The sequence below is a fragment of the Methylobacterium sp. Leaf123 genome (assembly GCF_001423405.1).
In the GTDB taxonomy this organism is placed as follows: domain Bacteria; phylum Pseudomonadota; class Alphaproteobacteria; order Rhizobiales; family Beijerinckiaceae; genus Methylobacterium.
On the sequence record NZ_LMNS01000038.1, the window covers coordinates 517,532 to 541,911 of the forward strand.

Below are 24,380 nucleotides of genomic sequence, written 5' to 3' on the forward strand. Positions count from 1 at the left end.
GCGGGAAGCGGGCCGGGCGGTCGGGATCGGAGCTTACAGCTTCGCGTCGGCGAAGCGGCGGAACGCCTCCAGCGTCTCGGCGCTGACATGGTGCTCGATCCCCTCCGCGTCGCGTCGGGCCGTCTCGGCACTGACGCCCACGGCGCGCAGGAAGCGCTCGACGATACGGTGGCGCTCCCGCGACTGCTCGGCCAGCGCCTGCCCCGCCGGGGTGAGAAACACGCCGCGATAGGGCCGCTGCTGCACGAGGCCGTCCTCGGCAAGCCGCTTGAGCATCTTGGCGACCGTCGGCTGGGCCACGCCGAGGCGGGCGGCGATATCGACCTGCCGCGCCTCGCCGCCATCGCCGATCAGGTCGGCGATCAGCTCGACGTAATCCTCCACCAGTTCGAGACGGCGCGCCTCGCGGGCCTGCCGGAAGCTCTCGACATGGACCTCCGCGTCGACGAGCGGCACATCCGCGCCCGCCTCGGGTGCCGGCTTCTGCCCCATCTCTCGCCCCATATCTCGCGACGCATCCTGCATGAGGCGGCGGGCTCCTCCATCTCGGGCGCGGCCTGATTGGCCCACGCCTCATTGGGTCGTCAAAGGTCTTCACGAAACACCCGGCGCACGGACCGCGCCTCAGCAGGAACGATGGAAAGCGCGATCACTCCGCCCGGTGTTTCGAGGAACCCGTGCCGACGTGTTTAACCTAAGCGCCCCATGGCCGGGAACCCGGCTGGAAGCCCCTTGATCTCAGCTTCGGCGCAGCTTTATAGCTCATGCTATAAGGCCATGCTGTGTGCGGGTGCGAATGCATCGCCCGGCTCTCCTGCGCCGGTCCGCTCCATCGGAGCGCGGGGCAGGGGCAATCGACACCCCGATGCGAATGGAAGCGGTGATGGATCAGGTTCGGCCGGCACCGCCCCGGCAAGCCCCTGCGGAACCGAGCCTCGGCGCGCTCAATGGCAGCGTGCCGGTGCGGGCGGGCGGGTCCTGGCTGTGGCGGCTCTTCGCCTTCATCGGGCCGGGCTACATGATCTCGGTCGGCTATATGGACCCGGGCAACTGGGCCACCGACATCGCCGGCGGCGCCCAGTTCGGCTACACGCTGCTCTCTGTCATCCTGCTTTCGAACCTGATGGCGATCGTGCTGCAGGCACTCGCCGCGCGGCTCGGCATCGCCACCGGCCTCGACCTCGCTCAGGCCTGCCGCGAGCGAACCTCGCGGCCCGTGAGCATTGCGCTCTGGCTGATCTGTGAAGCGGCGATCATCGCCTGCGACCTCGCTGAGGTGATCGGCACGGCCATCGCCCTCAAGCTGCTGTTCGGCATCCCCCTGACGCTGGGCGCGATCCTCACCGCGCTCGACGTGTTCGTGGTGCTGCTTCTGCTGCGCCGGGGCTTCCGGGCGCTGGAGGCCTTCGTGATCGGCCTCCTGACGATCATCTTCGTCTGCTTCGGCCTGCAGATCGCGATGGCGGCACCGCCGATCCAGGCGGTTCTCGGCGGCTTCGTGCCCTCGCGGGAGATCGTGACCAACCCGGCCGCGCTCTACATCGCCATCGGCATCATCGGCGCGACCGTGATGCCGCACAATCTCTACCTCCACTCCTCGATCGTGCAGACGCGGGCCTATCCGCGCACCGATCAGGGCCGGCGCGAGGCCCTGCGCTTCGCCGTCACCGATTCGACGGTGGCGCTGATGCTGGCGCTGTTCGTCAACGCCGCGATCCTGATCATGGCCGCCTCCGTGTTCCACGCGGGCGGGCGCACCGATGTCGAGGAGATCGAGCAAGCCTACGAGTTGCTCTCGCCCTTGCTCGGCGTCGGCGTGGCCTCGACGCTGTTTGCCGTGGCCCTCCTGGCATCCGGCCTCAACTCGACGGTGACCGCGACGCTGGCGGGCCAGATCGTGATGGAGGGCTTCCTGCGGCTGCGCCTGCCGCCCTTCGCCCGGCGGCTGGTGACGCGGGGCATCGCCATCGTCCCCGTGGTGTTCGTCACCGCCCTCTACGGCGAGCAGGGCACGGCCAGGCTCCTCGTGCTGAGCCAGGTGGTGCTCTCGATGCAGCTGCCCTTCGCGGTGATCCCGCTGGTGCGCTTCGTCTCCGACCGGCGGCTGATGGGCCCGCTCGTGATCCCCGGCTGGCTGAAGGGGCTGTCCTGGGTGATCGCCGGCATCATCGTGGCTCTGAACGTGAAGCTGCTGGTCGACACGCTCGCCGGCCTCTGACGCGACGGCGCCTCAGGCGTCGGCCGCACGCAGATGCGCCACGAAATCCTGCGCGAAGGGCGGAAGGCCTGCCAGATCGCGCAGGCAGAGCTTGAGGTCGCGCGCCGCCCAGGGATCCTCCAGCGGGACGGGCGCGATGCTCATCGTGCGCTTGGCCCGCCGCGCGGTGGTTTCCGGCACGATGCCGAGGCCGACGCCGCATTCCACGAGGCGGCAGACCGCGTCGAAGCTGCGCAACTGAACCCGCAGCCGCATCGGCCGGCCGATGCGGGAGGCCTTGGCCGCGAGAAAGCGGGTCAGGGCGCTCGGCCGGTCGAGGCCGACGAGATCGTGCTCCAGCACCTCCGCGAAGCCGAGGCTGTCGCGGCCGGCGAGCGGGTGGCCGGCGGCGACCACCACCACGAAGCGGTCGTGGCGGAAGGGGAAGGTCTGGAGCGTGCCGGTATCGACGGTGCCCGCGACGATGCCGAGATCGGCCGCCCCGTCGGCCACCATGCCGACGATCTCGTCGGAGGTTCGCTCCTCGATATCGACGCTGACCCCGGTGTGCAGGGCGAGATAGGCGGAAAGCGCCTCGGGCAGGAATTCGGTGAGCGCGTTGGTGTTCGATAGAACCCGGATCTGGCCGACCGCGCCGCCCGCGAACACGGAAAGATCGCCTTGCAGCCGCTCGATCTGGCCCATGATCTCGCGGGCATGGGCCAGCAGGGTGCGGCCGGCGGGCGTCACCGTCACACCCTGGCGCCCGCGGACGAGAAGTGCCGCGCCAAGCGACGTCTCCATCGCCCGCACCCGCGCCGAGGCGGCGGCGAGCGCGAGGTTCGCCCGCTCGGCCCCATGAGTGATCGAACCGGCCTCGACGACGTGGCGGAACAGGTTCAGATCGACGAGATCGAAGCGCATCACAGGTTGAATTCAACAAGGCGCTCTGCCCCGCCGCATTCGCGCGGGTTGGAGCGAGGAAGGGTCATAAAGCCTATCACAAGAGCGTGAGCCGGGCATCAGCCTTCGCGAGCGGCGAAGGCACCCACCACGAAAGCCGAATTGCGAACGCTTCCAATTCGCGTTTGAAGCGCACTCATGAGCGCGGCAACCGCCAGCATTTTCGGGGGACAGGGCACGGTCGTCGCGGCCGGGGGCCTGCTCGTGCTGTGCATGGGGCTGTGGGCGACCGGGCTCGTGGCCGAGATCGTCACGGCGCTGATGTTCTTCGCGCTGGCGATGCTGCTCAAGCTCGCCCCGGCGCAGACGGTGTTTTCCGGCTTTGCCTCCTCCGCCTTCTGGCTGGTGACGAGCGGCATGGTGGTCGGGCTCGCCATGAACCGGACAGGGCTGGGCGACCGGCTCGCGCGCAGGCTGGCGGCGCGGCTGCCGGCCTCCTATCCGGGATTCATCGCCGGGCTCGTTGCCTTCTCCTTCGCGCTGGCCTTCGTGATGCCGTCCAATCTCGGCCGCATCGCCCTGATGGTGCCCGTGGTGATCGCCCTGTGCGACGCCTTCGGGTTGGAGGCCGGGCGACCGGGCCGGACGGGAGCGCTGCTCGCCTTCGGGATCGCCACGCCGATGCTCTCGGCGGCGATCCTGCCCGCCAACGTGCCGAACCTCGTCATGGCCGGCACCGCCGAGACGCTGTTTGATATCCATCTCAGCTATCTGCCGTATCTCTTTCTGCATGCTCCGGTTCTCGGCCTCGTCAAGGGCGCGCTGCTCGTCGCCTGCACGATCCTGATCTTTCCTGATCGCCTCGACGGGACGCGGCCCGAACTGCCGCCGCTGCCGCCGTTATCGGCCGAGGAGCGGCGCCTCTCGGTGATCCTTGCCGTGATGCTGGCGCTCTGGCTGAGCGACGGCTGGCACGGCATCCCGCCGGCCTGGATCGGGCTCGCCGCCGCGGTGATCTGCCTGCTGCCGGGCGTCGGCGTCCTGTCCTCGGCGAGTTTCGGTGAGATCCCGCTGCGGACCTGCTTCTACGTCGCCGCCCTGTTCGGGCTGACGGCGGTGGTCAACGAGACCGGGCTCGGGGCCGATCTCGGCCATGCGCTCCTCGCGGTCGCCCCGCTGGAGCCGGGCGCGCCCGCCCAGAACTTCGCGACCCTGACCGGCCTGTCGATCGGCTTCCTGTTCACCGCCACCGCCAACGGCGCGCCGGCCCTCTACACGGCGCTGGCGGAGGAGTTCGCGCGGGCCAGCGGCTTCGACCTGATGAGCGTGCTGATGGTGCAGGTGGTCGGCTACTCGACGCTGTTCCTGCCCTATCAGGCGCCGCCCATCATCATGACGATGGATCTCGGCCGCCTGTCCCTGGCCAACGCGACCAAGCTCACCCTCGCCACGGGCGTCGCCTCGCTCATCGTTGCGACCCCTCTTGCCTATTTCTGGTTCAGGCTGACCGGGAGACTGGCATGAGACAGATCCGCGCGATCGTCAGCTTGACCAATGCTGCACCGCAGCACCGGCATTGCCGGCCAGAGCCGAGCGCCCTAACCCTTCCCTGGAATTTATCCAGTCTTCGACGCGAGGATCGTGAGCCGCGATGAACCCAACCGTCAGACCTACGGTCGCCCAGCCGCTCTCACCCCATCTCCAGATCTACCGCTGGACATGGACCATGGCGATGTCGGTGTTCCACCGCGTCACCGGCACGGCGCTCTATGGCGGCACCTTCCTCGTCGCGGTGTGGCTGGTGGCGCTCGCCTCCGGTCCGCGCGCCTACGACACGGTGGCGTGGTTCTTCGGTTCGTGGGCCGGGCGCGCCATCCTGTTCGCCTATACCTGGGTGCTGCTGCACCACATGCTCGGCGGCCTTCGCCACTTCATCTGGGATGCGGGCTACGGCTTCGACCGCGACCGTCGCCTGGCGCTCGCCCGCGCCACGCTGATCGGCTCCATCACCCTGACCATCGTGATCTGGGCGATCGCCCTGCTCGTGCGCTGAGGCTCGCCATGTCCCAGGTCGACAATCGCCAGAACACCGCGCTCTCCATGCGCACGCCCCGCGCCCGGGTGAAGGGCCTCGGCGCTTCGGGCCACGGCGCCGGCCATTTCTGGCTGCAGCGCCTGACCGGCGCCTCGAACGCGCTCCTGATGCTCGCCTTCGTGGTCATCATCGCGCTGATGGCCGGGCGGACCTATCCGCAGGCGGTCGCGCTGGTGTCGCACCCGCTCGTTGCGATCATCCTGATCCTGGCCGTGGTGTCGGTGACGATCCACATGCGTCTCGGCATGCAGACGGTCATCGAGGACTACGTGCACAGCCACGGCCTCAAGTTCGCGGCGCTCATCGCCAACACCTTCTACGCGGTCGCAGTGGCCGCCGCCTGCCTCTACGCGATCCTCCGCGTGAGCCTGGGCGGCCTCGCCTGATCGTCGTCACGGAACCAAGGATTCACGCCATGGCCTCCAACGGAATGAACGGCGGCGCGCCCGCCTACGCCATCATCGACCACACCTTCGACGTGGTGATCGTCGGCGCCGGCGGCGCGGGTCTGCGCGCCACGGTCGGCTGCTCCCAGGCTGGCCTGCGCACCGCCTGCATCACCAAGGTGTTCCCGACCCGCTCGCACACCGTGGCGGCGCAGGGCGGCATCTCCGCTTCGCTCGGCAATATGGGCCCGGACGACTGGCGCTGGCACATGTACGACACCGTGAAGGGGTCGGACTGGCTCGGCGACCAGGACGCGATCGAGTACCTCGTGCGCAACGCCCCCGCCGCCGTCTACGAGCTGGAGCACTGGGGTGTGCCCTTCTCGCGTACGGACGAGGGCAAGATCTACCAGCGGCCCTTCGGCGGCATGACCACGGATTACGGCAAGGGCACCGCCCAGCGCACCTGCGCCGCGGCCGACCGCACCGGCCACGCCATGCTCCACACGCTCTACGGGCAGGCGGTGAAGAACAAGACCCAGTTCTTCATCGAGTACTTCGCCCTCGACCTGATCATGGACGAGGACGGCCGCTGCCGCGGCGTGTTGGCGATCGATCAGGCCACCGGCGAGATCCACCGCTTCCGCGCCCAGCAGACCATCCTCGCCACCGGCGGCTACGGCCGCGCCTACTTCTCGGCGACCTCGGCCCATACCTGCACCGGTGACGGCAACGCCATGGTGCTGCGCGCCGGCCTGCCGCTGCAGGACATGGAGTTCGTGCAGTTCCACCCCACCGGCATCTACGGCGCCGGCTGCCTCATCACGGAAGGCGCCCGCGGCGAGGGCGGCTACCTCACGAACTCGGAGGGTGAGCGCTTCATGGAGCGCTACGCGCCGTCGGCCAAGGATCTCGCCTCCCGCGACGTGGTCTCACGCTCGATGACCATGGAGATCCGCGACGGGCGCGGCGTCGGCAAGGAAGGCGACCACATCTTCCTGCATCTCGACCATCTCGACCCGAAGATCCTGCACGAGCGCCTACCGGGCATCTCGGAATCGGCAAAAATCTTCGCGGGCGTGGACGTGACCAAGGAGCCGATCCCGGTCCTGCCGACGGTCCACTACAACATGGGCGGCATCCCGACGAACTTCCACGGCGAGGTGCTGACCCTCAAGAACGGCAACCCCGACACGGTCGTGCCCGGCCTGATGGCGCTGGGCGAGGCCGCCTGCGTCTCGGTGCACGGCGCCAACCGCCTCGGCTCGAACTCGCTGATCGACCTCGTGGTGTTCGGCCGCGCCGCCGGCCTGCGCTGCGCCGACATCGTCGAGCCCGATGCCCGCCAGCCGGAACTGCCGAAGGGCTCGGCCGACAAGGCGCTCGCGCGCCTCGACCGCTTCCGCTACGCCGACGGCGGCACCCCGACCGCGCAATTGCGCGACCGGATGCAGCGGACGATGCAGAACAACTGCGCCGTCTTCCGCACCGGCGAGGTGCTGGAGGAGGGCAAGGGCCTGATCCACGAGGTCTGGCGCGGCGTCTCCGACATCGCGATCACCGACCGTTCGCTGGTGTGGAACACCGATCTGCTCGAGACCCTGGAATTCGACAACCTGATCGGTCAGGCGGTCGTGACCATGGAATCGGCGGTCAACCGCAAGGAAAGCCGCGGCGCGCATGCCCGTGAGGACTTCCCCGACCGCGATGACAAGGAATGGATGAAGCACACGCTCGCGTGGCTCGACCAATCCAAGCACGGCGTCGAGATCGATTACCGCCCGGTCCACACCTACACGATGTCGAACGACATCCAGTACATCGAGCCGAAGGCACGGGTGTACTGATGCAGCCCGCGGCGCCGTCGGTCGAGCGGGGAGGGGCGGGGACGATGATCCCGGCCCCGCGTCGCCTCGTGCAGGCCGTCCTGTTCGCCGCGGCGGGGTTGCTGCTGATCGTGTCGGCCACGGCGCGGGGACCGGATTTCGACTTCCCGGCCGAGGTCGCCGGGTTCAGTCGCGGCCCCCGCACGGATTACGAGGCTCGGGCACCGGGCCTCGGCTACTCCGTCGTCTACACGAACGAGCGCTGGAAGGCGGACGTCTACGTCTACGATGCTGGTGTGGCGAACATCCCCGACGGGCCGTCCTCACCGGCGGTCACCGGGCAGCTCGCGCAGGCGGCCAGCGACGTCAGGACGGCGGTGGCGCAGGGCATCTACCGTGGCAGCGAGGATCGCGGCGCGGTGCGCCTGCCGGGGGAAGCGGGCGCCAAGTTCACCTGCCGCGCCTTCGCCATCGACCACCCGGCCCTCGGCCCCACCGAGAGCCTGCTCTGCCTCACCGGTCTGCGCGGCCAATTCGTGAAGTTCCGCCTGTCCGGCCCGACCGCGAAGCAAGCTCCGAAGGCGGAAGCCGAGCAGTTCATGACCGGCTGGCTCGACCGGCAATAGGATTTTCGCAACTCGGAGCGCGCCGCAAGGCCGCCGCACCTCAGAGGCACAGGACATGGCCCAGTTCAATCTTCCCAAGAACTCCCAGGTCACCGAAGGCAAGACCTGGCCGGCGCCGGACGGGGCAAAGAACCTCCAGACGTTCCGGATCTATCGCTGGAACCCGGATGACGGGAAGAACCCGCGCATCGACACCTACAAGGTCGATCGCGACGATTGCGGCCCGATGGTCCTCGACGCCCTGCTGTGGATCAAGAACAAGGTCGATCCGACGCTGGTCTTCCGCCGCTCCTGCCGCGAGGGCATCTGCGGCTCCTGCGCCATGAACATTGAGGGCCAGAACGCGCTCGCCTGCACCATGGGCATCGACGAGTGCAAGAGCCCCGACAACGCCCTGCCGTTCCTGACCCGCAAGGACAAGGACGGGGCGGTGAAGATCTATCCGCTGCCGCACATGCCGGTCCTGAAGGACCTCGTGCCGGATCTGACCAACTTCTACGCCCAGCACGCATCGATCGAGCCCTGGCTTCAGACCGAGACGCCCGCGCCCGAGAAGGAGTGGAAGCAGACGCCCGAGGACCGCGCCCGGCTCGACGGCCTGTACGAGTGCATCCTGTGCGCCTGCTGCACCACGAGCTGCCCGAGCTACTGGTGGAACGGCGACAAGTTCCTCGGTCCGGCAGCCCTGCTCCAGGCCTATCGCTGGCTGATCGACAGCCGCGACGAGAATACCGGTGAGCGCCTCGACGGGCTGCATGATCCGTTCCGGCTCTACCGCTGCCACACGATCATGAACTGCGCCAACACCTGCCCGAAGAATCTCAATCCGGCCAAGGCGATCGCCGAGATCAAGAAGATGATGGTCGAGCGCGAAGTCTGATTTCTTCGCCGCAGGACAACCACCGAGACGATGCTCGAGAGCCGCGCCCGATCCAGGCGCGGCTCTCGCCGTTTCGGCACGCCAGGGGCGGGGCTCCTCGACTGAGGCAGGGCCGCCACACCGCCGCAAAAACCTGGGCGTGTACGGCTTTTCCCGGCCTCGGCATGCAGCCTGCCTTGCCGCAAGCGCATTTGGCCCTGAGGGCAAGCGCGACCGTTGCGTGTTTGTGTGGGGGGTCTTTGATGACGCGTGGGTTCCTGTCGAAAGCCGCCTGTCTCGCGCTGGCCGCGAGCGTCGGCGCCTGCGCCTCCAATCGCTTCGAGGGGCCCCGCGAGCGTCCGCGGCCCCAGGCGGCGCTCGAATCCGCCACGCCCGCTCTGCCCGCCGGCACGGTGACGAGCGAGCCGCTCGCGCCCCCGCCGGGCGCCTCGGCCGCACCGGGCGAGCCGCCGCCCCCGAGCGTCGCCGCCGCCCCCTCGCAGGCGATCGAGCCGCCGCCCCCGCCCGCGCCGCCGCCGGTGGTCGCGACCGGGCGCTCCTCGGTGGTGGGCTCGTGGAACGCCACCGATGCGGCGGGAAGCTGCAAGGTCTCGCTGTCGAGCACGCCCTCGCTCGACCTCTACAAGGCCTCGGCCGCGGGTTGCGGCAACAAGGATCTCGCCAAGGTCTCGGCCTGGGATTTCCGTGATGGCGAGGTCTATCTCTACCAGCCGGGCGGCACCGTCACCGCGCGCCTGCGGCAGGCCGGCGGCGGACTCGAAGGTGCGCTCTCGAAATCCGGCGCGCAGCTCTCGATGGCCCGCTGAGGCGCGCTCCCCTCAGGGGTTCACCCGCACCCCGAGCAGCACCGTATGCGCCTCGTAGGTCGAGAGCGGGATGGTGCTGTTCAGCGTCGAGTAGATGTAGCTGCCGCGTAAGGCGAGCCAGCGGTTGAAGCGGTAATCGAGCCGGGCGGTGGCGGAATAGCCCCGCTCGCGGATGCGCACGCCGTCGTAGTTGGTGGAGAGGTAAGCGCCACCCAGCGTGATCGAGAAGTTGCGCAAGAGGTCGTGCTGCACTTCGAGCGTGGCGGCGTCGGTGAAAGCGCCGCTGGAGCCCGGCACCGCGGTCTCGATTATCCCGGTCTGCTGGTTGAACCGCACCGTGGTCAGCGGCGAGACCGACCAGACCAAAGCCGCGTTGACGACCGGCGCGGTGATGTCCTGCAGCGTGCGATCGATGTAGGAGCGGTGCTGCAGCCCGCCCGAGATCTCCGCCGTCAGCGTGCTGTTGAGCGCCACCGTCGCGCCCGCGGTGAAAGCGACGCCGTCGGAATCGCGGCGCAGGCCGAACTGGTCCACCGGCGTGTCGTAGACGCGGGTATCGAGGAAGGTCTCGACGAAGGGCGTGATCGCGGGCGAGATCTCGTATCCGGCGCGCAGGCGCAGGCCGTACTGGTTGGCGTCGCGGTCGCTCTGGATGATCGTGGTGCCGTTGCCGAGCTGCGCATCCTCGAAGACCGAGCGGTCGATCGAGCCGCGCAGCGAGAGTTGCAGCCGGTTGAAGTTTTCCTGCACCCCCGCCGTGGCGCCGTAGGTGGCGAAAATCGGCCGGCTCGTCGCCCCGCCCGCGCCGAGATCCGGGCTGCCGAGGCGTTGGCTGTCGAGCAGGAAGCGGGTCTCCAGATCGATGCGGGTGTCGCGGTCGACGTCGATGCGCATCCGGGCGGTGCCCACCGCATTGGGGCGGCTCGCCTCGGGGCTCTGCGGATATTCGAGGTAGCTGCCGCGCATCTCGGCGGTGAGTTCGCTCGCCGACCACTCGCTGCGCAGCGCCAGTTCCGCCTCGCTGCGGAGCGTCAGGGAGGGCCGCAGGCGGTTGCCGCCGATCTGGTCGGGGTTCGAATCGTAACCGACGCTCTGGGTGAAGGCCGGCAGCAGCGTGAAGGTGCCGAGGTGGATGCCAAGCGGCGCATAGGCGGTGTCGGCGGGGATCGGCCGGCGGAGCGCGGTGCCGAGCAGCAGCCCGGCGGCGTTGGGCAGGCCGAGCCCGAGGATCGGCGCCGGCAGCGGCACGCCGGAGACAGGCGTCTGGATCACCGGGGTGAGGCGCAGATCGGTGATCGTCTGCTGCGTGCGGGTCTGCGTGATCTGGCGGGTGGCCGAGCCGAGCCGGCGCGGGGGCGCCGCGCGCAGGCGCAAGAGAGAGGGCCGGGCCGGGATGCCCCGCGTCGCGGCGGAGCCGGGCAGGCTCGTCGCGCTGCGGAAGCGCGGCAGGCGCGCCACCGTCGGCTCCTCGCTCTCGGGGGAGGGGGCCGGATTCGTGCTCGTGCCGCTGCCGAGCGGGGCGGGGGACGAGAAGGCGCCGGTGCCGCGAAGGGCGCTCGGCGCGTCGAAGGCGGAGCGGCGCGGGCGGCCCGCGGTCGCCGGTTCGGAGGGGGTGCGCGCGCGCGGGTTCGACGCCGTGCTCGGGGCGGGCTCGGCCTGCGACGGGGCGGGCGTCTCCTGCGCCAGGGCGGGCGCCCCGAGCAGGGCAGGGAGCAGCGCCAGAGCGAGCGCCCCGCGGCGCCCCCCGTGCTTGTCCCCGTTCGGCCGCTCGCGTGACACCGGCAGCGCTCTTTCCGTGCAGATTGCCCTGGATACGGCCGGCGGCCCGTGGACGGGGCGGCGTTCCGTGTCCGGCCGGCGCCCCATGGTTAACGGGGCTACATCGAGCATGGTTAACGTGCCGTTGCGGGGCGAACCCGCGGCCTGTCCCGCGGTGGGTAGCCCCCGTGCGGCCACAGTCGCGGGCGAAGAGGGCGGATAAGGAATCGCGAGAGCCCGGCGCCGGGCTTCGAGACGGAAACGACAGCTTCATGGCCCTGGCACAGCGGATCGAGGACCGGAACCGGACGGACGGGGCGGCGCGGGCGCCCGCCATCGCCTCGGCGCTGCGGACCATCGAGACCGAGCGCGAGGGCCTGGCCTGCCTGATGGCCGCGATCGACAACGGCCTCGGCGAGCCCTTCGCGCAGGCCGTCGAGCGGATCGGCGCGGCGCGCGGCCGGGTGATCTGCACCGGGATGGGCAAGTCCGGCCACGTCGCCCGCAAGATCGCGGCGACCTTCGCCTCCACCGGCACGCCCGCCCTCTACGTCCACCCGGCCGAGGCGAGCCACGGCGATCTCGGCATGATCCAGCCCGACGACGTGGTGCTGGCGCTGTCGTGGTCGGGTGAGACCACGGAACTGGCCGACATCATCGGCTACACCCGGCGCTACCGCGTCGGCCTCGTGGCGATCACCTCGAACGCCGCCTCGACGCTGGGCCGCGAGGCCGACACCTGCCTCGCCTTGCCGAAGGCCAAGGAGGCCTGCCCGAACGGGCTCGCCCCTACCACCTCGACGGCGATGCAGCTCGCGCTCGGCGACGCGCTCGCCGTGGCGCTCTTGGAGGCCCGCGGCTTCTCCGCCCGCGACTTCTCCGTGTTCCATCCCGGCGGCCGGCTCGGCGCCTCGCTGCGGCAGGTGCGCGAGGTCATGCATGGCGGGACGCACCTGCCCGTGGTGGCCCTCGGCACCGCGATGCGGGCGGCCGTGGCCGAGATCGACGCCAAGGGGTTCGGCTCGGTCCTCGTGGTCGATGAGGCGGGCGCGCTCGCCGGCATCCTCACCGACGGCGACGTGCGCCGCGCCGTCTTCTCCCGCGAGGGGCTGGACCGCCTGCCGGTCGAGGCGGTGATGACGAAGAACCCCCGCACGATCACGCCCGAGACCCTGCTCGCCAAGGCGCTTCAGATCCAGGAGGCGATGAAGATCACCGCGCTCGTGGTGGTGGACCAGGGCCGCCCCGTCGGCCTCGTGCATTACCACGACCTGCTGCGCACCGGCGTGGCCTGAGGCGCGGGAAGGCCCGTCCGCCCACCCGCCGCCGCATCCCGAGGGGCCGCGACGCGGCCTCGAAGGATGCCTCGGACATTGCGCGACGTCGGGAACGCCGCTCAAAGCCGCCGCGCCGGCACCTCCGGATGAGGCCGAGGCTCGGACGCGCCCGTCGCCCCGACCGGTCGAAGAGCGTCGTCTCGAAAACACGTTTCCCCCCGCAGCCCTGAATCCGGACCCGGAGGACGGCTGGCCGATCGGCCGGCGGGATACGCATCGGATACAAACCCCGAGGGGGACGCGGGACGCCGCGAAACCTCCGGATGGGTATGTGAGACTTTGCCGGTTTCCCGGCGTCCCGCGGAGGGGCCGCTTCCCCATCACGGGAAGCCGTCCCTCCGTTTTGGCGTCACGGTCTCTCCACCGGCATCGACCCCGGATCTAGGCGCTGTGGGACCCTCGGCCCGCCTCCCCGTGAGGGGAGAGGGAACCTCGGCAGACGGCTATGGGCGGACTCGTCCGCACCGGACCTCGTATTGGGCCCGGCTCCGGTTGTTCCTGGGCGCCGACCCGAGACCGGCCTATGGCCCCATCCCGCGTTGGCGTTGTGTCGCGCACAGCGCCCGAGGCGATGGCGACCGGGCCACCGACGCGGGAACCACCCCACCTCCCAACGAGCCTCGCCGGCCGGTCACCGGAAAAGCTCCCCCGGTTGGTCCGGGAGGCGAGTGGGGTGGGTTGTAGGATTTTTTGTCTATTTTGTCAAGGAATTTATCATGTAACTGCGAAATACGCCGCAGCAGGTTCCAGCAATGTGGCTCGTTGCAGCGAACGCAACCTAGTGTAAGCTCCGAGGACACATGCGAGGCGGAATGCTTCGTCCTTCGACGCTAAAATCGTGGTCTTACCGGTATGGCTAGCGTAGCGTTTGACACATTCATAGACGATTCTCTCTCAAATATTTCAACCATTTCCCAGCTTCAGAGCTTGCTAAACAAACGCGTACTGAGCCTCGCAAACGACTTTGAGGATGGCAAGTGGAGATACAAGAGATTTCAGAGCTATTTATGGGACAATATTGCCCAGACGGCTTTGTCAGAACAAGAACGCGCAGCTTTATACGATCAGAGTCACTCCAGCTTAGTAGCAGCCGCCCGGAACTTGAGACTCACAGATAAAGATGAAGTTGGCCAGGGGAGCGAAATTGCTGAAGTTTTTCTTTATGGCTTGATGAAGAATCACTATAAAGCCCTACCTGTTGTTCCAAAAATATTTTACAAACAAAATACTCAAGACAACGCAAAGGGAGCAGATAGTGTTCATATCGTCCTTAATGCAGAAGCAACCGATTTCACTCTTTGGTTCGGTGAGGCAAAATTCTATAATTCTATAGCTGACGCTCGTTTAGATGCCATAGTTACATCCGTATATACGAGCTTAGGTACGGATAAATTAAAGAAGGAGAACTCTATAATAACAAATGTATCTGATATCGATATTCTAAATATTCCCGCTGCTTTACGAGAAAAAATCAAGGCATCGTTGAGCAACCAGATATCGATTGACCTGATCAAACCCCGGATTCATGTTCCGATTCTAATATTGCATCAATGCACTAAAACTGCGGCCTGCTCCGATTTATCGGCAACGTACAAACAATCGATCATTAAATATCACACTGAGCGCGCCGGATCTTACTTTCTAAAGCAGAAATCCAAATCATCAACAGTACATCTATATGATAAAATAAATTTCCACATGATCTTGTTTCCCGTTCCGAACAAAAAAGCCATTGTCGAAAAATTTACTGCCACAGCAACGTTCTATAAGGGAGTTGCGTAATGGAAATATTTGCCACCTGCTCTGAGATAAACGACTTACTAAATGCGGGGAATAGCCTTGCAGCTCGCAACTTGCTGATAAAGTTACTTAGCACGATAGACGGGCGGAAAAATCCGTACCCACAAGTTCTTAATCAATTAATTCGAACAACCGGGCTTTTCCCTTATTTGCAACTTGAGAACGCAACTTGGGATCAAAAGTTTGTTCATGAGGCATTCGCTGTTGATGTAGGAAACCGGACAGCAACGCTTCACCGCGAGCAATCAAGTGTTTTATCAAAGTTGCTCAGCGGGAAAAACATCGCAGTGAGCGCTCCAACAAGCTTTGGAAAAAGTTTCATCATCGATGCATTTATAGCAGCAAAGCAGCCAAATACAATAGTTATTATTGTTCCAACCATCGCATTAATGGACGAGACTCGTCGGCGTCTATATAAAAAATTCTCGCGAGAATACAATATAGTGACTGCAGCCGATACCCCTCTTGAGAGCCGCAACATCTTAATATTTCCACAAGAGCGCGCGTTCGGATACGCAGAAAAACTGCCTAGTATAGATCTGCTAGTTATTGATGAATTCTACAAGGCCAGCATTGCACATGACAAGGAACGGGCGCCATCCCTCATCAAAGCAATTTTGAAACTTTCGCGCAGCGCTAAGCAGCGCTACTACCTCGCCCCAAATATAAAAAAGCTAGCCGATAACGTGTTTACTCGCGACATGGAGTTTATCGAGCTACTAGATTTTAACACTGTGTTTTTGGAAAAACACGAAATATACAAGGAAATTAAAGGTGATGTCGCCAGAAAAGGGAATGCGCTCCTGAAAATTATATCAAAAAGGACGGAAAAATCTCTGATATACGCCGGCACATACTCTGAAATAGGAAATATATCAACTTTAGTCATCAAACACATGACCAAAGTTGATAGGCCGCATACGTCGCATTTTGCTCGCTGGCTTCGTACGAATTATCAGCCCAATTGGTCGGTAGCAGACCTCGCTGAGAGGGGAGTTGGTGTTCATAACGGGCAAATGCATCGCTGCTTGAGCCAACTCCAAATACGTCTCTTCGAGCACGAGAAAGGCTTCGATAGTATCGTTTCCACGTCCTCAATCATTGAAGGGGTCAATACATCTGCACAAAATGTAATAGTTTGGAAAAGCAAATTAGGGCGCAGCAACCTGAAGGATTTTACATATAGAAATATTATCGGCCGTGGTGGTCGGATGTTCAAACACTTTATTGGTCACATTTACTTACTCGATGCTCCTCCACCGGAAGAAGAGACTCAACTTGATATTTCGTTTCCAGATGGAATTTTGGGCAGCCTCGACGAGAGTCAAGATAAAGCTAGCCTAACTGAAAAACAGATAGAACGTATTGTTGAATATAAGAATCAGATGTCGAGCATTATTGGACCTGAAAACTTCTCCAAGCTGAGAAAAGATGGTGCATTACAAGATAGCGACTCCGATTTTCTACTATCTCTTGCAAGAAATTTTGCGTCCAGTCCTCAGGAGTGGCGGGGATTTGGATATTTGAATTCAGAAAATCCAAACGATTGGGACAGGATGCTTTACAAAGTAGTTGGTCTCAAACCATCAGGATGGGATGCGTCTTGGTCAAACGTAGTTACTGTGACTAAAGCATTGGCCCGCAATTGGCAAAGTGATATACCACAGCTCCTTAGTGCGCTCTCGCCGCATAATATTGATATTGAAGATTTTTTCAAACTTGAACGCGCGATAACTTTCAAGCTCGCTACTTTATTAAACGACGTCAATGAACTTCAAAAAATCATAATCAACCCTTCGATTGATATTGGCGGCTTCGTTGGTAAACTTAGTCATGCCTTCCTTCCTCCGGCCGTGTATCATCTTGAGGAATATGGTTTGCCACGTATGATTTCTCGGAAAATACATCGTTCAGGACTTATCAATTTTACAAGCAGTGAACTTGACCTGCGCCGCGCACTAATTTTATTTCGTCAGCTTGGATTAGATGAGATACTCAAGACTGAGGGCTTAAGCAATTTCGACAAATATGTGATTCGATTCTTCTTCGATGGCATTGTTCCTGAGAATCCAGTGATCATCGACCATATACGATGAGAATATTTATAATTTAATTTTATAATTAGAATGATCCCGTCTATACCAATAGACTGGTATCGAATCGGGTGTCCAATGAGACATGCTCGTCTCTCAAACTAAAACATAGCCACCAAACCCACCCCAACTACCATCAAAACCGCCCCGGCAATGCGGAAAGCGCCCGCCGGGTGCATCGGGAACCCGATCCAGCCGAAGTGGTCGAGCACGAGCGAGGCGAGCACGCCCACGGTGACGATGATGCCCAAAAAGGTCGCCGCGCCGATGGCGGGGGAGGCGTAGAGCTGGGCCAGGATCAGCAGGATGCTCAAAAAACCGCCGAGCCACGCCCACCAGGGCACCTGCCCGAGTTGCTGGCCGGTGGGGAGTTCGAGTTTGCCCAGGGCGAGGCCGCCCGCGAGCAGGCCGGCGGTGCTGACCAGCAGGGTCAGGAGGGCCGCCGTCACCGGCAGGCCGAGCGACTTCGACAACGTCGCGTTCTGTCCCGGCTGGATCGCGTTGGCGAGGCCGGCGAGGATCGTGAGAGCGTAGAGTGACCACATAGCCCGTCATCCGAGACGCGGACCGCCAAGTTTCGCGGGTGCGACACCGGGACCGCCCTGCAAGAAGGGGCGTCGGGGCCGGCGCGGCCGGCCGACGGGGCTTGGGTTCGGGCGATGCGCGCGGATCGACCCGGCCGGCCGCGCGCAGGGCGGCTCGGGCCGCCCGTCCCCGCCGCCCTCCGTCCGGGGCGCCGGCCCGCGAACCCGGACGCCGCCCGTGATGCCGCACGGTTGGCCGCCGCGCGGCCGGGTTGCGCGGCCCCGGACGGACGGGGAGGGGGCGCGGGGCCGTGAACCCGCCCCGCGGGCGCGCGCCCGAACCGCGCCGATGGCCCCTCGACAAAGCGTCGCCGCGGGAAGAAGGGTGGGGCGGGGGGCCGATGCCGTCACGGCGGCGACGGCTTTCGGGATCGGCGCGTGGGGCGAGGGCGGATGAGCGAAGCCATCACCATCGAGGATCTTTTGGGGGGCGTCCGCCTGATCCGCTGGAACCGCCCGGCCAAGAAGAACGCGCTGACCGGGGCGATGTACGACGCCGCCACGGCGGCGCTGACGGGCGCCGACGACGAGTCCCAAAAAATCGGGGCGGTGGTGTTTGCCGGGCTGCCCGGCGCCTTCACCGCCGGCAACGATCTGGCCGACTTCTTCGCCGCCGGCACGGCGCCGCGCGACGCGTTTTCCGAGATGCCGGCCCTGCGCTTCATCCGGCAGCTCGCCCGCACCCGCACGCCGATGGTCGCGGCGGTGGACGGGCTCGCCATCGGCGTCGGCACGACGCTGACGCTGCATTGCGACCTCGTCTATGTCGGGCCGCAGGCGCGCTTCCGCATGCCGTTCGTGGAACTCGGCGTGGTGCCGGAGGCCGCCGCCAGCCACCTGCTGCCGCGCCGGATCGGCCTCGCCCGCGCCTCGGCGCTGCTGCTGCTCGGCGAGCCGTTCGACGGCGCGGCCGCCGTGGCGCTCGGGCTCGCCAACGCGGAACTGCCCTCCGAGGCGCTGGAGGCGCACGCGCTGGCGCAGGCCGCGCGGCTGGCCGCCCTGCCGCGCCGGGCGGTGCAGGCGACCCGCGCGCTGATGCGCGGCGAGCAGGGGCTGGTCGAGGCGGCGATCGAGGCCGAGGCGCAGGCCTTCGAGGCGGGCCTGCGCGATCCCGAGACGCAGGCGCGGCTCGCCCGCTTCCTCGCCGGCAAGGCGTGAGCGCCCCCGTCACACCCTCGCTGCGGGGAAAAGTCTGCCTCGTGGCCGGGGCCTCGCGCGGGGTCGGGCGCGGGCTCGCCCGCGGGCTGGGGGAGGCGGGCGCGACGGTGATCGTCACCGCGCGCTCCTCCGAGACCGGGCGGCGCACCGAGACGCGCGCGGAAGCGATCGAGGACACCGCCCGCGAGGTCGATGCGGCCGGCGGCGAGGGGCACCATTACCTGTGCGACCACACAAGCGAGCGGGCGGTGGACGAACTCGTGCACTGGGCGCTTCGCCGGTTCGGGCGGATCGATGTCGCGGCCTCCAGCGTCTGGGGCGGCAACGAGGGCTATGACGGCGAGCGCTACCCCGACGGCGCCGCCTGGGGCACGCCGTTCTGGCGCCGCTCGGCCGAGCCGTTCTCGCAGTTCCTGGGGACGGGGCCCTATCCCGGACTGCTGCTGGCCCGCGCCGTGGCGCCCGCCATGGTCGCCGCCCGCGCCGGCCTGATCGCCTTCGTCTCCTTCGGCACCGAGGAGGGCTATCTCGGCGATTTCTACTACGACCTCGCCAAGGCGACGACGAACCGGCTCGCCTTCGCCTGCGCCGCCGAGCTGACGCCCCACGGCGTCTGCGCGCTCAGCCTCTCGCCGGGCTTCGTCGCCACCGAGCGGGTGCGCGATCTCGGCCAGGAGGCGCTCGCCACCGAGAGCCCGCTCTATGCCGGCCGGGCGCTCGCGGCGCTCGCCGCCGACCCCGCCGTGCTGGACCGGGCGGGGCGGACGGTCCATGTCGGGGATCTCGCCCGCGCCTACGGCTTCACCGATGCCGACGGCCGCCAGCCGGAGCGCTTCCGGATCGGAGAGGATGACGCATGAGCTTGTCAGGGAAGACGCTGTTCATCACCGGCGCCTCGCGCGGCATCGGGCTCGCCATCGGCCTGCGCGCCGCCCGCGACGGCGCCAACGTCGCCATCGCGGCCAAGACCGCAGAGGCGCATCCGAAGCTGGAGGGCACGATCTTCACCGCCGCCGAAGCCATCGAGCGGGCCGGCGGCCGGGCGCTGCCGCTCACCGTCGATGTCCGCGACGAGGAGGCGGTGAAGACGGCGCTGGATGAAACCGCAAAAGAATTCGGCGGGATCGACATCGTGGTCAACAACGCGAGCGCGATCTCGCTGTCGAACACGCCCAGGACCGAGATGAAGCGCTTCGATCTGATGCATCAGATCAACACGCGCGGCACCTACATGGTCAGCAAATACGCGATCCCGCATCTGGAGCGGGCGGAGAACCCGCATATCCTGATGCTCTCGCCGCCGCTCGACATGGCGGAGAAATGGTTCGCGCCGCATCTGGCCTACTCGATGGCCAAGTTCGGCATGTCGCTCTGCGTGCTCGGGCTCGCCGGAGAACTCCGGGGAAGAGGCATCGCCGTCAACGCCCTGTGGCCGCGCACTACCATCGCCACGGCCGCCGTGCAGAACCTGCTCGGCGGCGACGCGCTGATGCAGGCGAGCCGCACGCCGGAGATCATGGCGGATGCCGCGCATGCCGTGTTCCTGCGGGAGGCCAAGGGCTTCACCGGGCATTTCCTCATCGACGACACGGTTCTGAGTGAGGAAGGCGTCACGGACTTTTCAAAATACCGCGTCACAGCAGGCGTTCCGCTTGCGCCGGACTTCTTCGTGCCAGACACAAGCGTCGCCCCGCCCGGGGCACTCGACTGAAGCCTCATCCGACAGGTCACATCCGTTGATCTTCACCCACAAGCCCGTTGCGGGCGGCTCCCAGACGGTGCTGGAGCGCCGCTACCTCGAACTGCAGGAGCCGATCTCCGAGGACACGGTCTGGCTCGACCTCGTGCGCCCGACGCGGGAGGAGGAGGTGAAGGTCGAATCCTTCCTCGGCATCACCGTGCCGACCCGCGAGGAGATGAAGGACATCGAGCCCTCCGAGCTGCTCTATGTCGAGGCCGGCGCCCGCTACATGACGGGCCGCGTGCTCTCGCGCGTCAGCGATTCCGAGGAGCCGGGCCTGGCCGGCATCACCTTCATCCTGCGCGACAACCGGCTCATCACCGTGCGCTACGAGGAGCCGCAGGCGTTCCGGATGTACACCCAGCGCGCCGGCCGGGCGACGGGCAACGGGCCGTCGCGCTCGGTCTCGGGCGAGTCGATCCTGGCCGGGCTGATCGAGGCGGTGATCGACCGCGCGGCCGACGTGCTCCAGCTCCAGGGCGAGCGCATCGATCGCCTCTCGCGAAAAATCTTCGAGGAGAAGGGCGATCCGTCCTCGCGCAACAACGCGCTGCAGGACACCTTGCGCTCGCTCGGGCGCTACGGCGACCTGATCTCGAAGCAGCGCGAGAGCCTCGTCTCGATGGAGCGCATCCTGCTCTCGCTCTCGGCGACCTACCGCACCGCCAAGGCCCCGCGCGAGCTGCGCGAGGACGTGCGCTCGACCTTACGCGACCTGCAATCGCTCGAAGAGCACGCGACCTTCATCTCGGCCAAGATCCAGTTCCTGCTCGACGCGACGCTCGGCCTCGTGAACCTGGAGCAGAACAACATCATCAAGCTGTTCTCGGTCATGGCGGTGGTGTTCATGCCCCCCACCCTGATCGCCTCGATCTACGGCATGAACTTCAAGACCATGCCGGAGCTCGACTGGCATTTCGGCTACCCCGCCGCCGTCGGCATGATGGTGGTGGCCGCCGTGCTGCCTTACGTGTTCTTCCGCTGGAAGAAGTGGCTATAGGCCCCTCCGCGCGGTGCCGGGGGTGGGCGACCCGGCCTCCGAACGAATCCCGGAAACCCCCGCCCCACCGGCCGAGGTTCCCGGAATTTTACGGCCTCCCCCCAAGAGAATTTTCGGACCCGGTCGCCTGAACTCACGTTCTTAAGGTGCCGGCTGACGGTGAGATCACTCCCCCAGCCCCCTCGTTCAGCACTCAGGAGACGAAATTCCATGGCCACCAAGCAGAAGACCTTGCACGACGCGTTCTACGAGACGTTGAAGGACGTCTATTACGCGGAAAAGCAATCGGTGCGTGCGCTGAAGAAGTCGGCCAAGGCGGCTGAACATGACGAACTCCGCCAAGCGTTCGAGACCCATGCCGAGGAGAGCGCCAACCAAGTGGAGCGCCTGCAGCAGGTGTTCGAGCTCATCGGTAAGCCGGCCCGCGCCAAGACCTGCGAGGCGATGCAGGGGCTGACCTCCGAGATGGAGGAGGATCTGGAGGATTTCGAGGACAGCCCGGCCGCCGACGCGGTGCTGGCGGCCTGCGCCCAGGCGGTCGAGCATTACGAGATCGCCCGCTACGGCACGCTCAAGACCTGGGCGACCCAGCTCGGCTACGCCGACGCCGCCAAGCTGCTCGACGAGACCCTTCAGGAAGAGAAGAAGACCGACGAACTGCTCTCGCAGATCGCCGAGCGCATCAACACCGAGGGCTCCGAAGAGGAGGCCGAGGCCGGCGAAACGAAGGGCAAGGGACGGCGCAAGAGCGCCTGATCCCACGGGGCACGCGGCAGGACCAAGGATCCTGCCGCGAGACGGGCCGCAGATCGCGGACAGGCAAGCCAGATCAGGAAAGGGGCGCCCTCAAAGGGCGCCCCTTTTTTCGTTCCGGACGTCTCCCGGCCCCCTTCCGACACTCGGTATCGCGGCCGCCACGCCCATTCGAATCGCGCGCGTTCTTCCCGCTCGGAGAGCCTTTGAAAGCGTGCTCTCGAGGCCGGGTTGATCTTCGCCGGGCGGATTTCATACCAAATCCGATTGATCCCTTCGGGATGGCGGATTTGGACGTCGCTCGGGCGCCGCGCGGGCTTACGGATACGATCCCCGCTGGGATCAAGCGGAACCCGGTTCAGTCATCCGCGAGCGGGAAGCCGGCCCTTGAATGGCGTGTCCGGCGCCACCTCTGCGCCCGCTGCGTGCCTGACCGGCACGGGGTTTTCGGCCGACCCAAGTTCCTGATGCCCTGCCTCTACACTGACATCTTTTTTACAAAGGCCATTGCTTCCAAGGGATTAAATTCGATCACGGGCCTTTAACCCGTTATTCAATAGTTGCCCCGCTTTTCCAATAGATCCATGAGGCACCGAGCGGTGGACTGACGTGAAATGAAATATATCAACAATGCCAGTGTCTTCTTGAAGCTATGCGCGCCGCTCGTCCTGATGGCTGCCATGGCCATCGCCCTTATTCTGCACGAGCGGGCGACGTTCGAAGGGATCGCCATCCAGTCCCGCTATGTCGCCGACGTTCTGACGGTGCGGCAGGAGGCTTATCTCAAGGCTCAGGCCGGTGTTGCGGAGGCGACCCTGCTCAGCCGCAACCTCATCATCACCCCCAGAAAGGAAAAGATCGACCGATACAAGGCACGATACGACGCCACCGTCAGCGGTGTTTACAAAAACATCGATCGGCTGATTGCCCTGGCGGACACGCCCGCACGCATCAAATTCGGCAACGATGTTCGCAAACTCGCCGAAGCCTATTTCGCCATCGTCGACAGGACCATCGTTCTTGGCAGCAGGAACGAGGTCGATGCCGCGATGACGATCGTGGAGGAGGAAGTTCAGCCCGCGCGTGCGAAGCTCACCGAGCTGGTGGACGCGCGCACGCACAAGATCACCGAGGAGATGCAGGCCGGCGCGAGCCAACTCGAGCGGGATGTCAGAACGGCCGTCACCCAGCTGATCGTAATGGCGGCGGTCGCCCTGCTTCTGGCCGCCGTGCTCTCCGGTGCGATCGTCGTGTTCGGCATTACCCGGCCGCTCTCGCAGCTCGTCTCCATTCTGAACCGGATGGCTCAGGGCGAGATCGACTCCACGATTCGTCAAGCCGCGCGCGGCGACGAGATCGGCGCCGTGGGACGGGCGGTCGAGGGCATCAAGACGATGGTGGCCCGGAAGGCGGCCGAGGACGCCGAGCGACGGCAGATCGCCGAGACCGCCGCGGCGGCTGAGCGCAAGCGCACGATGATGGAGCTCGCCGACGGCTTCGAGGGGGCGGTCGGCGGCATCGTCGGCATGGTCTCCTCCTCGGCGACCGAGTTGCAGGCGACGGCACAGCAGATGACCTCGACGGCTCAGAGGACCGCCACCCGATCGACCAGCGTCGCCTCGGCCGCGGAGGAGGCATCCGCGAACGTCAACACCGTCGCCTCCGCCGCCGAGGAGCTCGGTGCATCGGTGCAGGAAATCGGCCGGCAGGTCTCCGGTTCGGCCAACCTCGCCCAGCAGGCGGTGGCCGAGGCGGACGAGACGGGTTCCCACGTCACCGAGTTGAGCAGGGCCGTGACCCGGATCGGCGACGTAGTGAACCTCATCGCCAACATCGCGAGCCAAACCAACCTACTCGCGCTCAACGCCACCATCGAGGCGGCACGGGCCGGCGAAGCCGGTCGCGGCTTCGCCGTCGTCGCCGCCGAGGTGAAGGAGCTGGCAAACCAGACCGCCCGCGCCACCGAGGAAATCTCCGGCCAGATCGGCCAGATCCAGGGGGCGACCGGGCAGGCGGTGGGTGCGATCGGCTCGATCACCACGCGGATCCGGGAGATCAACGCGGTGACCGCGACGATCGCGGCGGCGGTCGAGCAGCAGGGCGCGGCGACGCAGGAGATCGTGCGCAACGTCGCCGAAGCTTCGGTGGGAACCAGCGAGGTCACGACCAATATCGGCGGAGTGGCCGAGGCCTCCGAGGAAACGGGGGCTGCCGCGAGCCAGGTGCTGATGTCGGCTTCGGAGCTGTCGCGTCAGTCCGAGCACCTGTCCGCCGAGGTCCAACGCTTCCTCGCGACGATTCGCGCGGCCTAAGAGCCCGTCCGATAATGTCTGGCCGGGGTTGAGTGGCCGGGATGGCGGTGATTCCAGAAGGGTGCTGAAGCCTGATCTGGACGTGCCATGTGGACCCCGACCACTCGCCGGCAGCATAACCGTGC

Annotated in this window: 21 protein-coding genes; 17 read left to right on the forward strand and 4 right to left on the reverse strand. The window is 65.7% G+C overall.

All coding sequences use genetic code 11. From position 1 onward, the window contains the following. Positions 1 to 33 precede the first annotated feature (33 nt). Positions 34 to 492: a manganese-binding transcriptional regulator MntR gene (gene mntR, locus ASF53_RS22030; RefSeq protein ID WP_200943304.1), complete on the reverse strand. Its 459-nt coding sequence runs from the start codon at positions 490 to 492 to the stop codon at positions 34 to 36. A 391-nt stretch (positions 493 to 883) separates the two neighbouring features. Here mntR and ASF53_RS22035 point away from each other — a divergent pair, with 391 nt between their 5' ends. Continuing rightward, positions 884 to 2,218 (forward strand): Nramp family divalent metal transporter, encoded by a 1,335-nt coding sequence (locus tag ASF53_RS22035; protein WP_056203951.1) that lies wholly within the window; start codon positions 884 to 886, stop codon positions 2,216 to 2,218. Between the two features lie 12 nt (positions 2,219 to 2,230). On the opposite strand, the gene ASF53_RS22040 is transcribed toward ASF53_RS22035, so the two are convergent. Beyond that, on the reverse strand, positions 2,231 to 3,121 hold the full coding sequence (locus ASF53_RS22040; RefSeq protein ID WP_056203783.1) for a LysR family transcriptional regulator: 891 nt from the start codon (positions 3,119 to 3,121) through the stop codon (positions 2,231 to 2,233). Between the two features lie 177 nt (positions 3,122 to 3,298). On the opposite strand from ASF53_RS22040, the gene ASF53_RS22045 reads away from it, so the two are divergent. The 7 genes from ASF53_RS22045 to ASF53_RS22075 all read left to right on the forward strand — a co-directional run bounded on the left by ASF53_RS22045 (position 3,299) and on the right by ASF53_RS22075 (position 9,719). Beyond that, complete coding sequence (locus tag ASF53_RS22045; RefSeq protein ID WP_056203786.1) at positions 3,299 to 4,624, forward strand: SLC13 family permease; 1,326 nt, start codon at positions 3,299 to 3,301, stop codon at positions 4,622 to 4,624. A gap of 127 nt (positions 4,625 to 4,751) precedes the next feature. Further along, positions 4,752 to 5,153 carry a succinate dehydrogenase, cytochrome b556 subunit gene (sdhC, locus tag ASF53_RS22050; protein WP_056203789.1) on the forward strand — a complete coding sequence of 134 codons (402 nt, stop codon included), beginning with the start codon at positions 4,752 to 4,754 and terminating at the stop codon, positions 5,151 to 5,153. 8 nt (positions 5,154 to 5,161) lie between these two features. Beyond that, complete coding sequence (gene sdhD / locus ASF53_RS22055) at positions 5,162 to 5,581, forward strand: succinate dehydrogenase, hydrophobic membrane anchor protein (protein ID WP_004446649.1); 420 nt, start codon at positions 5,162 to 5,164, stop codon at positions 5,579 to 5,581. 29 nt (positions 5,582 to 5,610) lie between these two features. After that, complete coding sequence (sdhA, locus tag ASF53_RS22060; RefSeq protein WP_056203792.1) at positions 5,611 to 7,428, forward strand: succinate dehydrogenase flavoprotein subunit; 1,818 nt, start codon at positions 5,611 to 5,613, stop codon at positions 7,426 to 7,428. A 44-nt stretch (positions 7,429 to 7,472) separates the two neighbouring features. Then, positions 7,473 to 8,033, forward strand: coding sequence for a hypothetical protein (locus ASF53_RS22065; RefSeq protein WP_056203955.1), 561 nt, complete (start codon positions 7,473 to 7,475; stop codon positions 8,031 to 8,033). 55 nt (positions 8,034 to 8,088) lie between these two features. Beyond that, the gene (locus tag ASF53_RS22070; RefSeq protein ID WP_056203795.1) at positions 8,089 to 8,913 is read left to right on the forward strand and encodes a succinate dehydrogenase iron-sulfur subunit; all 825 of its coding nucleotides are present in this window, start codon (positions 8,089 to 8,091) and stop codon (positions 8,911 to 8,913) included. 242 nt (positions 8,914 to 9,155) lie between these two features. Beyond that, a complete protein-coding gene (locus ASF53_RS22075) occupies positions 9,156 to 9,719 on the forward strand; it encodes an AprI/Inh family metalloprotease inhibitor (protein WP_056203796.1) in 564 nt (187 codons plus the stop codon). Between the two features lie 12 nt (positions 9,720 to 9,731). Here the strand turns inward: ASF53_RS22075 and ASF53_RS22080 are convergent, their stop codons facing one another. Beyond that, a complete protein-coding gene (locus ASF53_RS22080; protein WP_056203799.1) occupies positions 9,732 to 11,498 on the reverse strand; it encodes an outer membrane beta-barrel protein in 1,767 nt (588 codons plus the stop codon). A gap of 251 nt (positions 11,499 to 11,749) precedes the next feature. On the opposite strand from ASF53_RS22080, the gene ASF53_RS22085 reads away from it, so the two are divergent. The 3 genes from ASF53_RS22085 to ASF53_RS25410 all read left to right on the forward strand — a co-directional run bounded on the left by ASF53_RS22085 (position 11,750) and on the right by ASF53_RS25410 (position 16,710). After that, positions 11,750 to 12,772 (forward strand): KpsF/GutQ family sugar-phosphate isomerase, encoded by a 1,023-nt coding sequence (locus ASF53_RS22085; RefSeq protein ID WP_056203802.1) that lies wholly within the window; start codon positions 11,750 to 11,752, stop codon positions 12,770 to 12,772. An 894-nt stretch (positions 12,773 to 13,666) separates the two neighbouring features. Then, positions 13,667 to 14,596: a HamA C-terminal domain-containing protein gene (locus ASF53_RS25405; RefSeq protein ID WP_082482923.1), complete on the forward strand. Its 930-nt coding sequence runs from the start codon at positions 13,667 to 13,669 to the stop codon at positions 14,594 to 14,596. Continuing rightward, positions 14,596 to 16,710: a DEAD/DEAH box helicase gene (locus ASF53_RS25410; RefSeq protein ID WP_082482933.1), complete on the forward strand. Its 2,115-nt coding sequence runs from the start codon at positions 14,596 to 14,598 to the stop codon at positions 16,708 to 16,710. The genes ASF53_RS25405 and ASF53_RS25410 overlap by 1 nt, the downstream gene beginning before the upstream one ends. A gap of 98 nt (positions 16,711 to 16,808) precedes the next feature. Here the strand turns inward: ASF53_RS25410 and ASF53_RS22090 are convergent, their stop codons facing one another. Beyond that, positions 16,809 to 17,252 carry a DMT family transporter gene (locus ASF53_RS22090; RefSeq protein ID WP_056203805.1) on the reverse strand — a complete coding sequence of 148 codons (444 nt, stop codon included), beginning with the start codon at positions 17,250 to 17,252 and terminating at the stop codon, positions 16,809 to 16,811. 432 nt (positions 17,253 to 17,684) lie between these two features. Here ASF53_RS22090 and ASF53_RS22095 point away from each other — a divergent pair, with 432 nt between their 5' ends. From ASF53_RS22095 to ASF53_RS22120, 6 genes are all read left to right on the forward strand, one after another. Further along, positions 17,685 to 18,449 carry an enoyl-CoA hydratase-related protein gene (locus tag ASF53_RS22095; protein WP_056203809.1) on the forward strand — a complete coding sequence of 255 codons (765 nt, stop codon included), beginning with the start codon at positions 17,685 to 17,687 and terminating at the stop codon, positions 18,447 to 18,449. After that, complete coding sequence (locus ASF53_RS22100; protein ID WP_286134628.1) at positions 18,446 to 19,309, forward strand: SDR family NAD(P)-dependent oxidoreductase; 864 nt, start codon at positions 18,446 to 18,448, stop codon at positions 19,307 to 19,309. The genes ASF53_RS22095 and ASF53_RS22100 overlap by 4 nt, the downstream gene beginning before the upstream one ends. After that, the gene (locus ASF53_RS22105; protein WP_056203814.1) at positions 19,306 to 20,160 is read left to right on the forward strand and encodes an SDR family oxidoreductase; all 855 of its coding nucleotides are present in this window, start codon (positions 19,306 to 19,308) and stop codon (positions 20,158 to 20,160) included. Before ASF53_RS22100 ends, ASF53_RS22105 begins: the two co-directional genes overlap by 4 nt. A gap of 25 nt (positions 20,161 to 20,185) precedes the next feature. Beyond that, positions 20,186 to 21,190, forward strand: coding sequence for a magnesium transporter CorA family protein (locus ASF53_RS22110; RefSeq protein ID WP_056203817.1), 1,005 nt, complete (start codon positions 20,186 to 20,188; stop codon positions 21,188 to 21,190). 210 nt (positions 21,191 to 21,400) lie between these two features. Beyond that, positions 21,401 to 21,946 (forward strand): YciE/YciF ferroxidase family protein, encoded by a 546-nt coding sequence (locus ASF53_RS22115; RefSeq protein ID WP_056203819.1) that lies wholly within the window; start codon positions 21,401 to 21,403, stop codon positions 21,944 to 21,946. 611 nt (positions 21,947 to 22,557) lie between these two features. After that, the gene (locus tag ASF53_RS22120; RefSeq protein ID WP_056203821.1) at positions 22,558 to 24,255 is read left to right on the forward strand and encodes a methyl-accepting chemotaxis protein; all 1,698 of its coding nucleotides are present in this window, start codon (positions 22,558 to 22,560) and stop codon (positions 24,253 to 24,255) included. The last annotated feature ends 125 nt before the right edge of the window (positions 24,256 to 24,380 follow it).

What these genes read in the sequence shown, in the direction of transcription:
- ASF53_RS25405 (WP_082482923.1), top strand. Translation starts at nt 13,667, where the DNA reads ATGGCTAGCGTAGCGTTTGACACATTCATAGACGATTCTCTCTCAAAT.
- ASF53_RS22075 (WP_056203796.1), top strand. Translation starts at nt 9,156, where the DNA reads ATGACGCGTGGGTTCCTGTCGAAAGCCGCCTGTCTCGCGCTGGCCGCG.
- ASF53_RS22070 (WP_056203795.1), top strand. Translation starts at nt 8,089, where the DNA reads ATGGCCCAGTTCAATCTTCCCAAGAACTCCCAGGTCACCGAAGGCAAG.
- ASF53_RS22105 (WP_056203814.1), top strand. Translation starts at nt 19,306, where the DNA reads ATGAGCTTGTCAGGGAAGACGCTGTTCATCACCGGCGCCTCGCGCGGC.
- ASF53_RS22035 (WP_056203951.1), top strand. Translation starts at nt 884, where the DNA reads ATGGATCAGGTTCGGCCGGCACCGCCCCGGCAAGCCCCTGCGGAACCG.
- sdhA (WP_056203792.1), top strand. Translation starts at nt 5,611, where the DNA reads ATGGCCTCCAACGGAATGAACGGCGGCGCGCCCGCCTACGCCATCATC.
- mntR (WP_200943304.1), bottom strand. Translation starts at nt 492, where the DNA reads ATGGGGCAGAAGCCGGCACCCGAGGCGGGCGCGGATGTGCCGCTCGTC.
- sdhD (WP_004446649.1), top strand. Translation starts at nt 5,162, where the DNA reads ATGTCCCAGGTCGACAATCGCCAGAACACCGCGCTCTCCATGCGCACG.
- ASF53_RS22095 (WP_056203809.1), top strand. Translation starts at nt 17,685, where the DNA reads ATGAGCGAAGCCATCACCATCGAGGATCTTTTGGGGGGCGTCCGCCTG.
- ASF53_RS22065 (WP_056203955.1), top strand. Translation starts at nt 7,473, where the DNA reads ATGATCCCGGCCCCGCGTCGCCTCGTGCAGGCCGTCCTGTTCGCCGCG.
- ASF53_RS22120 (WP_056203821.1), top strand. Translation starts at nt 22,558, where the DNA reads ATGAAATATATCAACAATGCCAGTGTCTTCTTGAAGCTATGCGCGCCG.
- sdhC (WP_056203789.1), top strand. Translation starts at nt 4,752, where the DNA reads ATGAACCCAACCGTCAGACCTACGGTCGCCCAGCCGCTCTCACCCCAT.
- ASF53_RS22045 (WP_056203786.1), top strand. Translation starts at nt 3,299, where the DNA reads ATGAGCGCGGCAACCGCCAGCATTTTCGGGGGACAGGGCACGGTCGTC.
- ASF53_RS22085 (WP_056203802.1), top strand. Translation starts at nt 11,750, where the DNA reads ATGGCCCTGGCACAGCGGATCGAGGACCGGAACCGGACGGACGGGGCG.
- ASF53_RS22040 (WP_056203783.1), bottom strand. Translation starts at nt 3,121, where the DNA reads ATGCGCTTCGATCTCGTCGATCTGAACCTGTTCCGCCACGTCGTCGAG.
- ASF53_RS22115 (WP_056203819.1), top strand. Translation starts at nt 21,401, where the DNA reads ATGGCCACCAAGCAGAAGACCTTGCACGACGCGTTCTACGAGACGTTG.
- ASF53_RS25410 (WP_082482933.1), top strand. Translation starts at nt 14,596, where the DNA reads ATGGAAATATTTGCCACCTGCTCTGAGATAAACGACTTACTAAATGCG.
- ASF53_RS22090 (WP_056203805.1), bottom strand. Translation starts at nt 17,252, where the DNA reads ATGTGGTCACTCTACGCTCTCACGATCCTCGCCGGCCTCGCCAACGCG.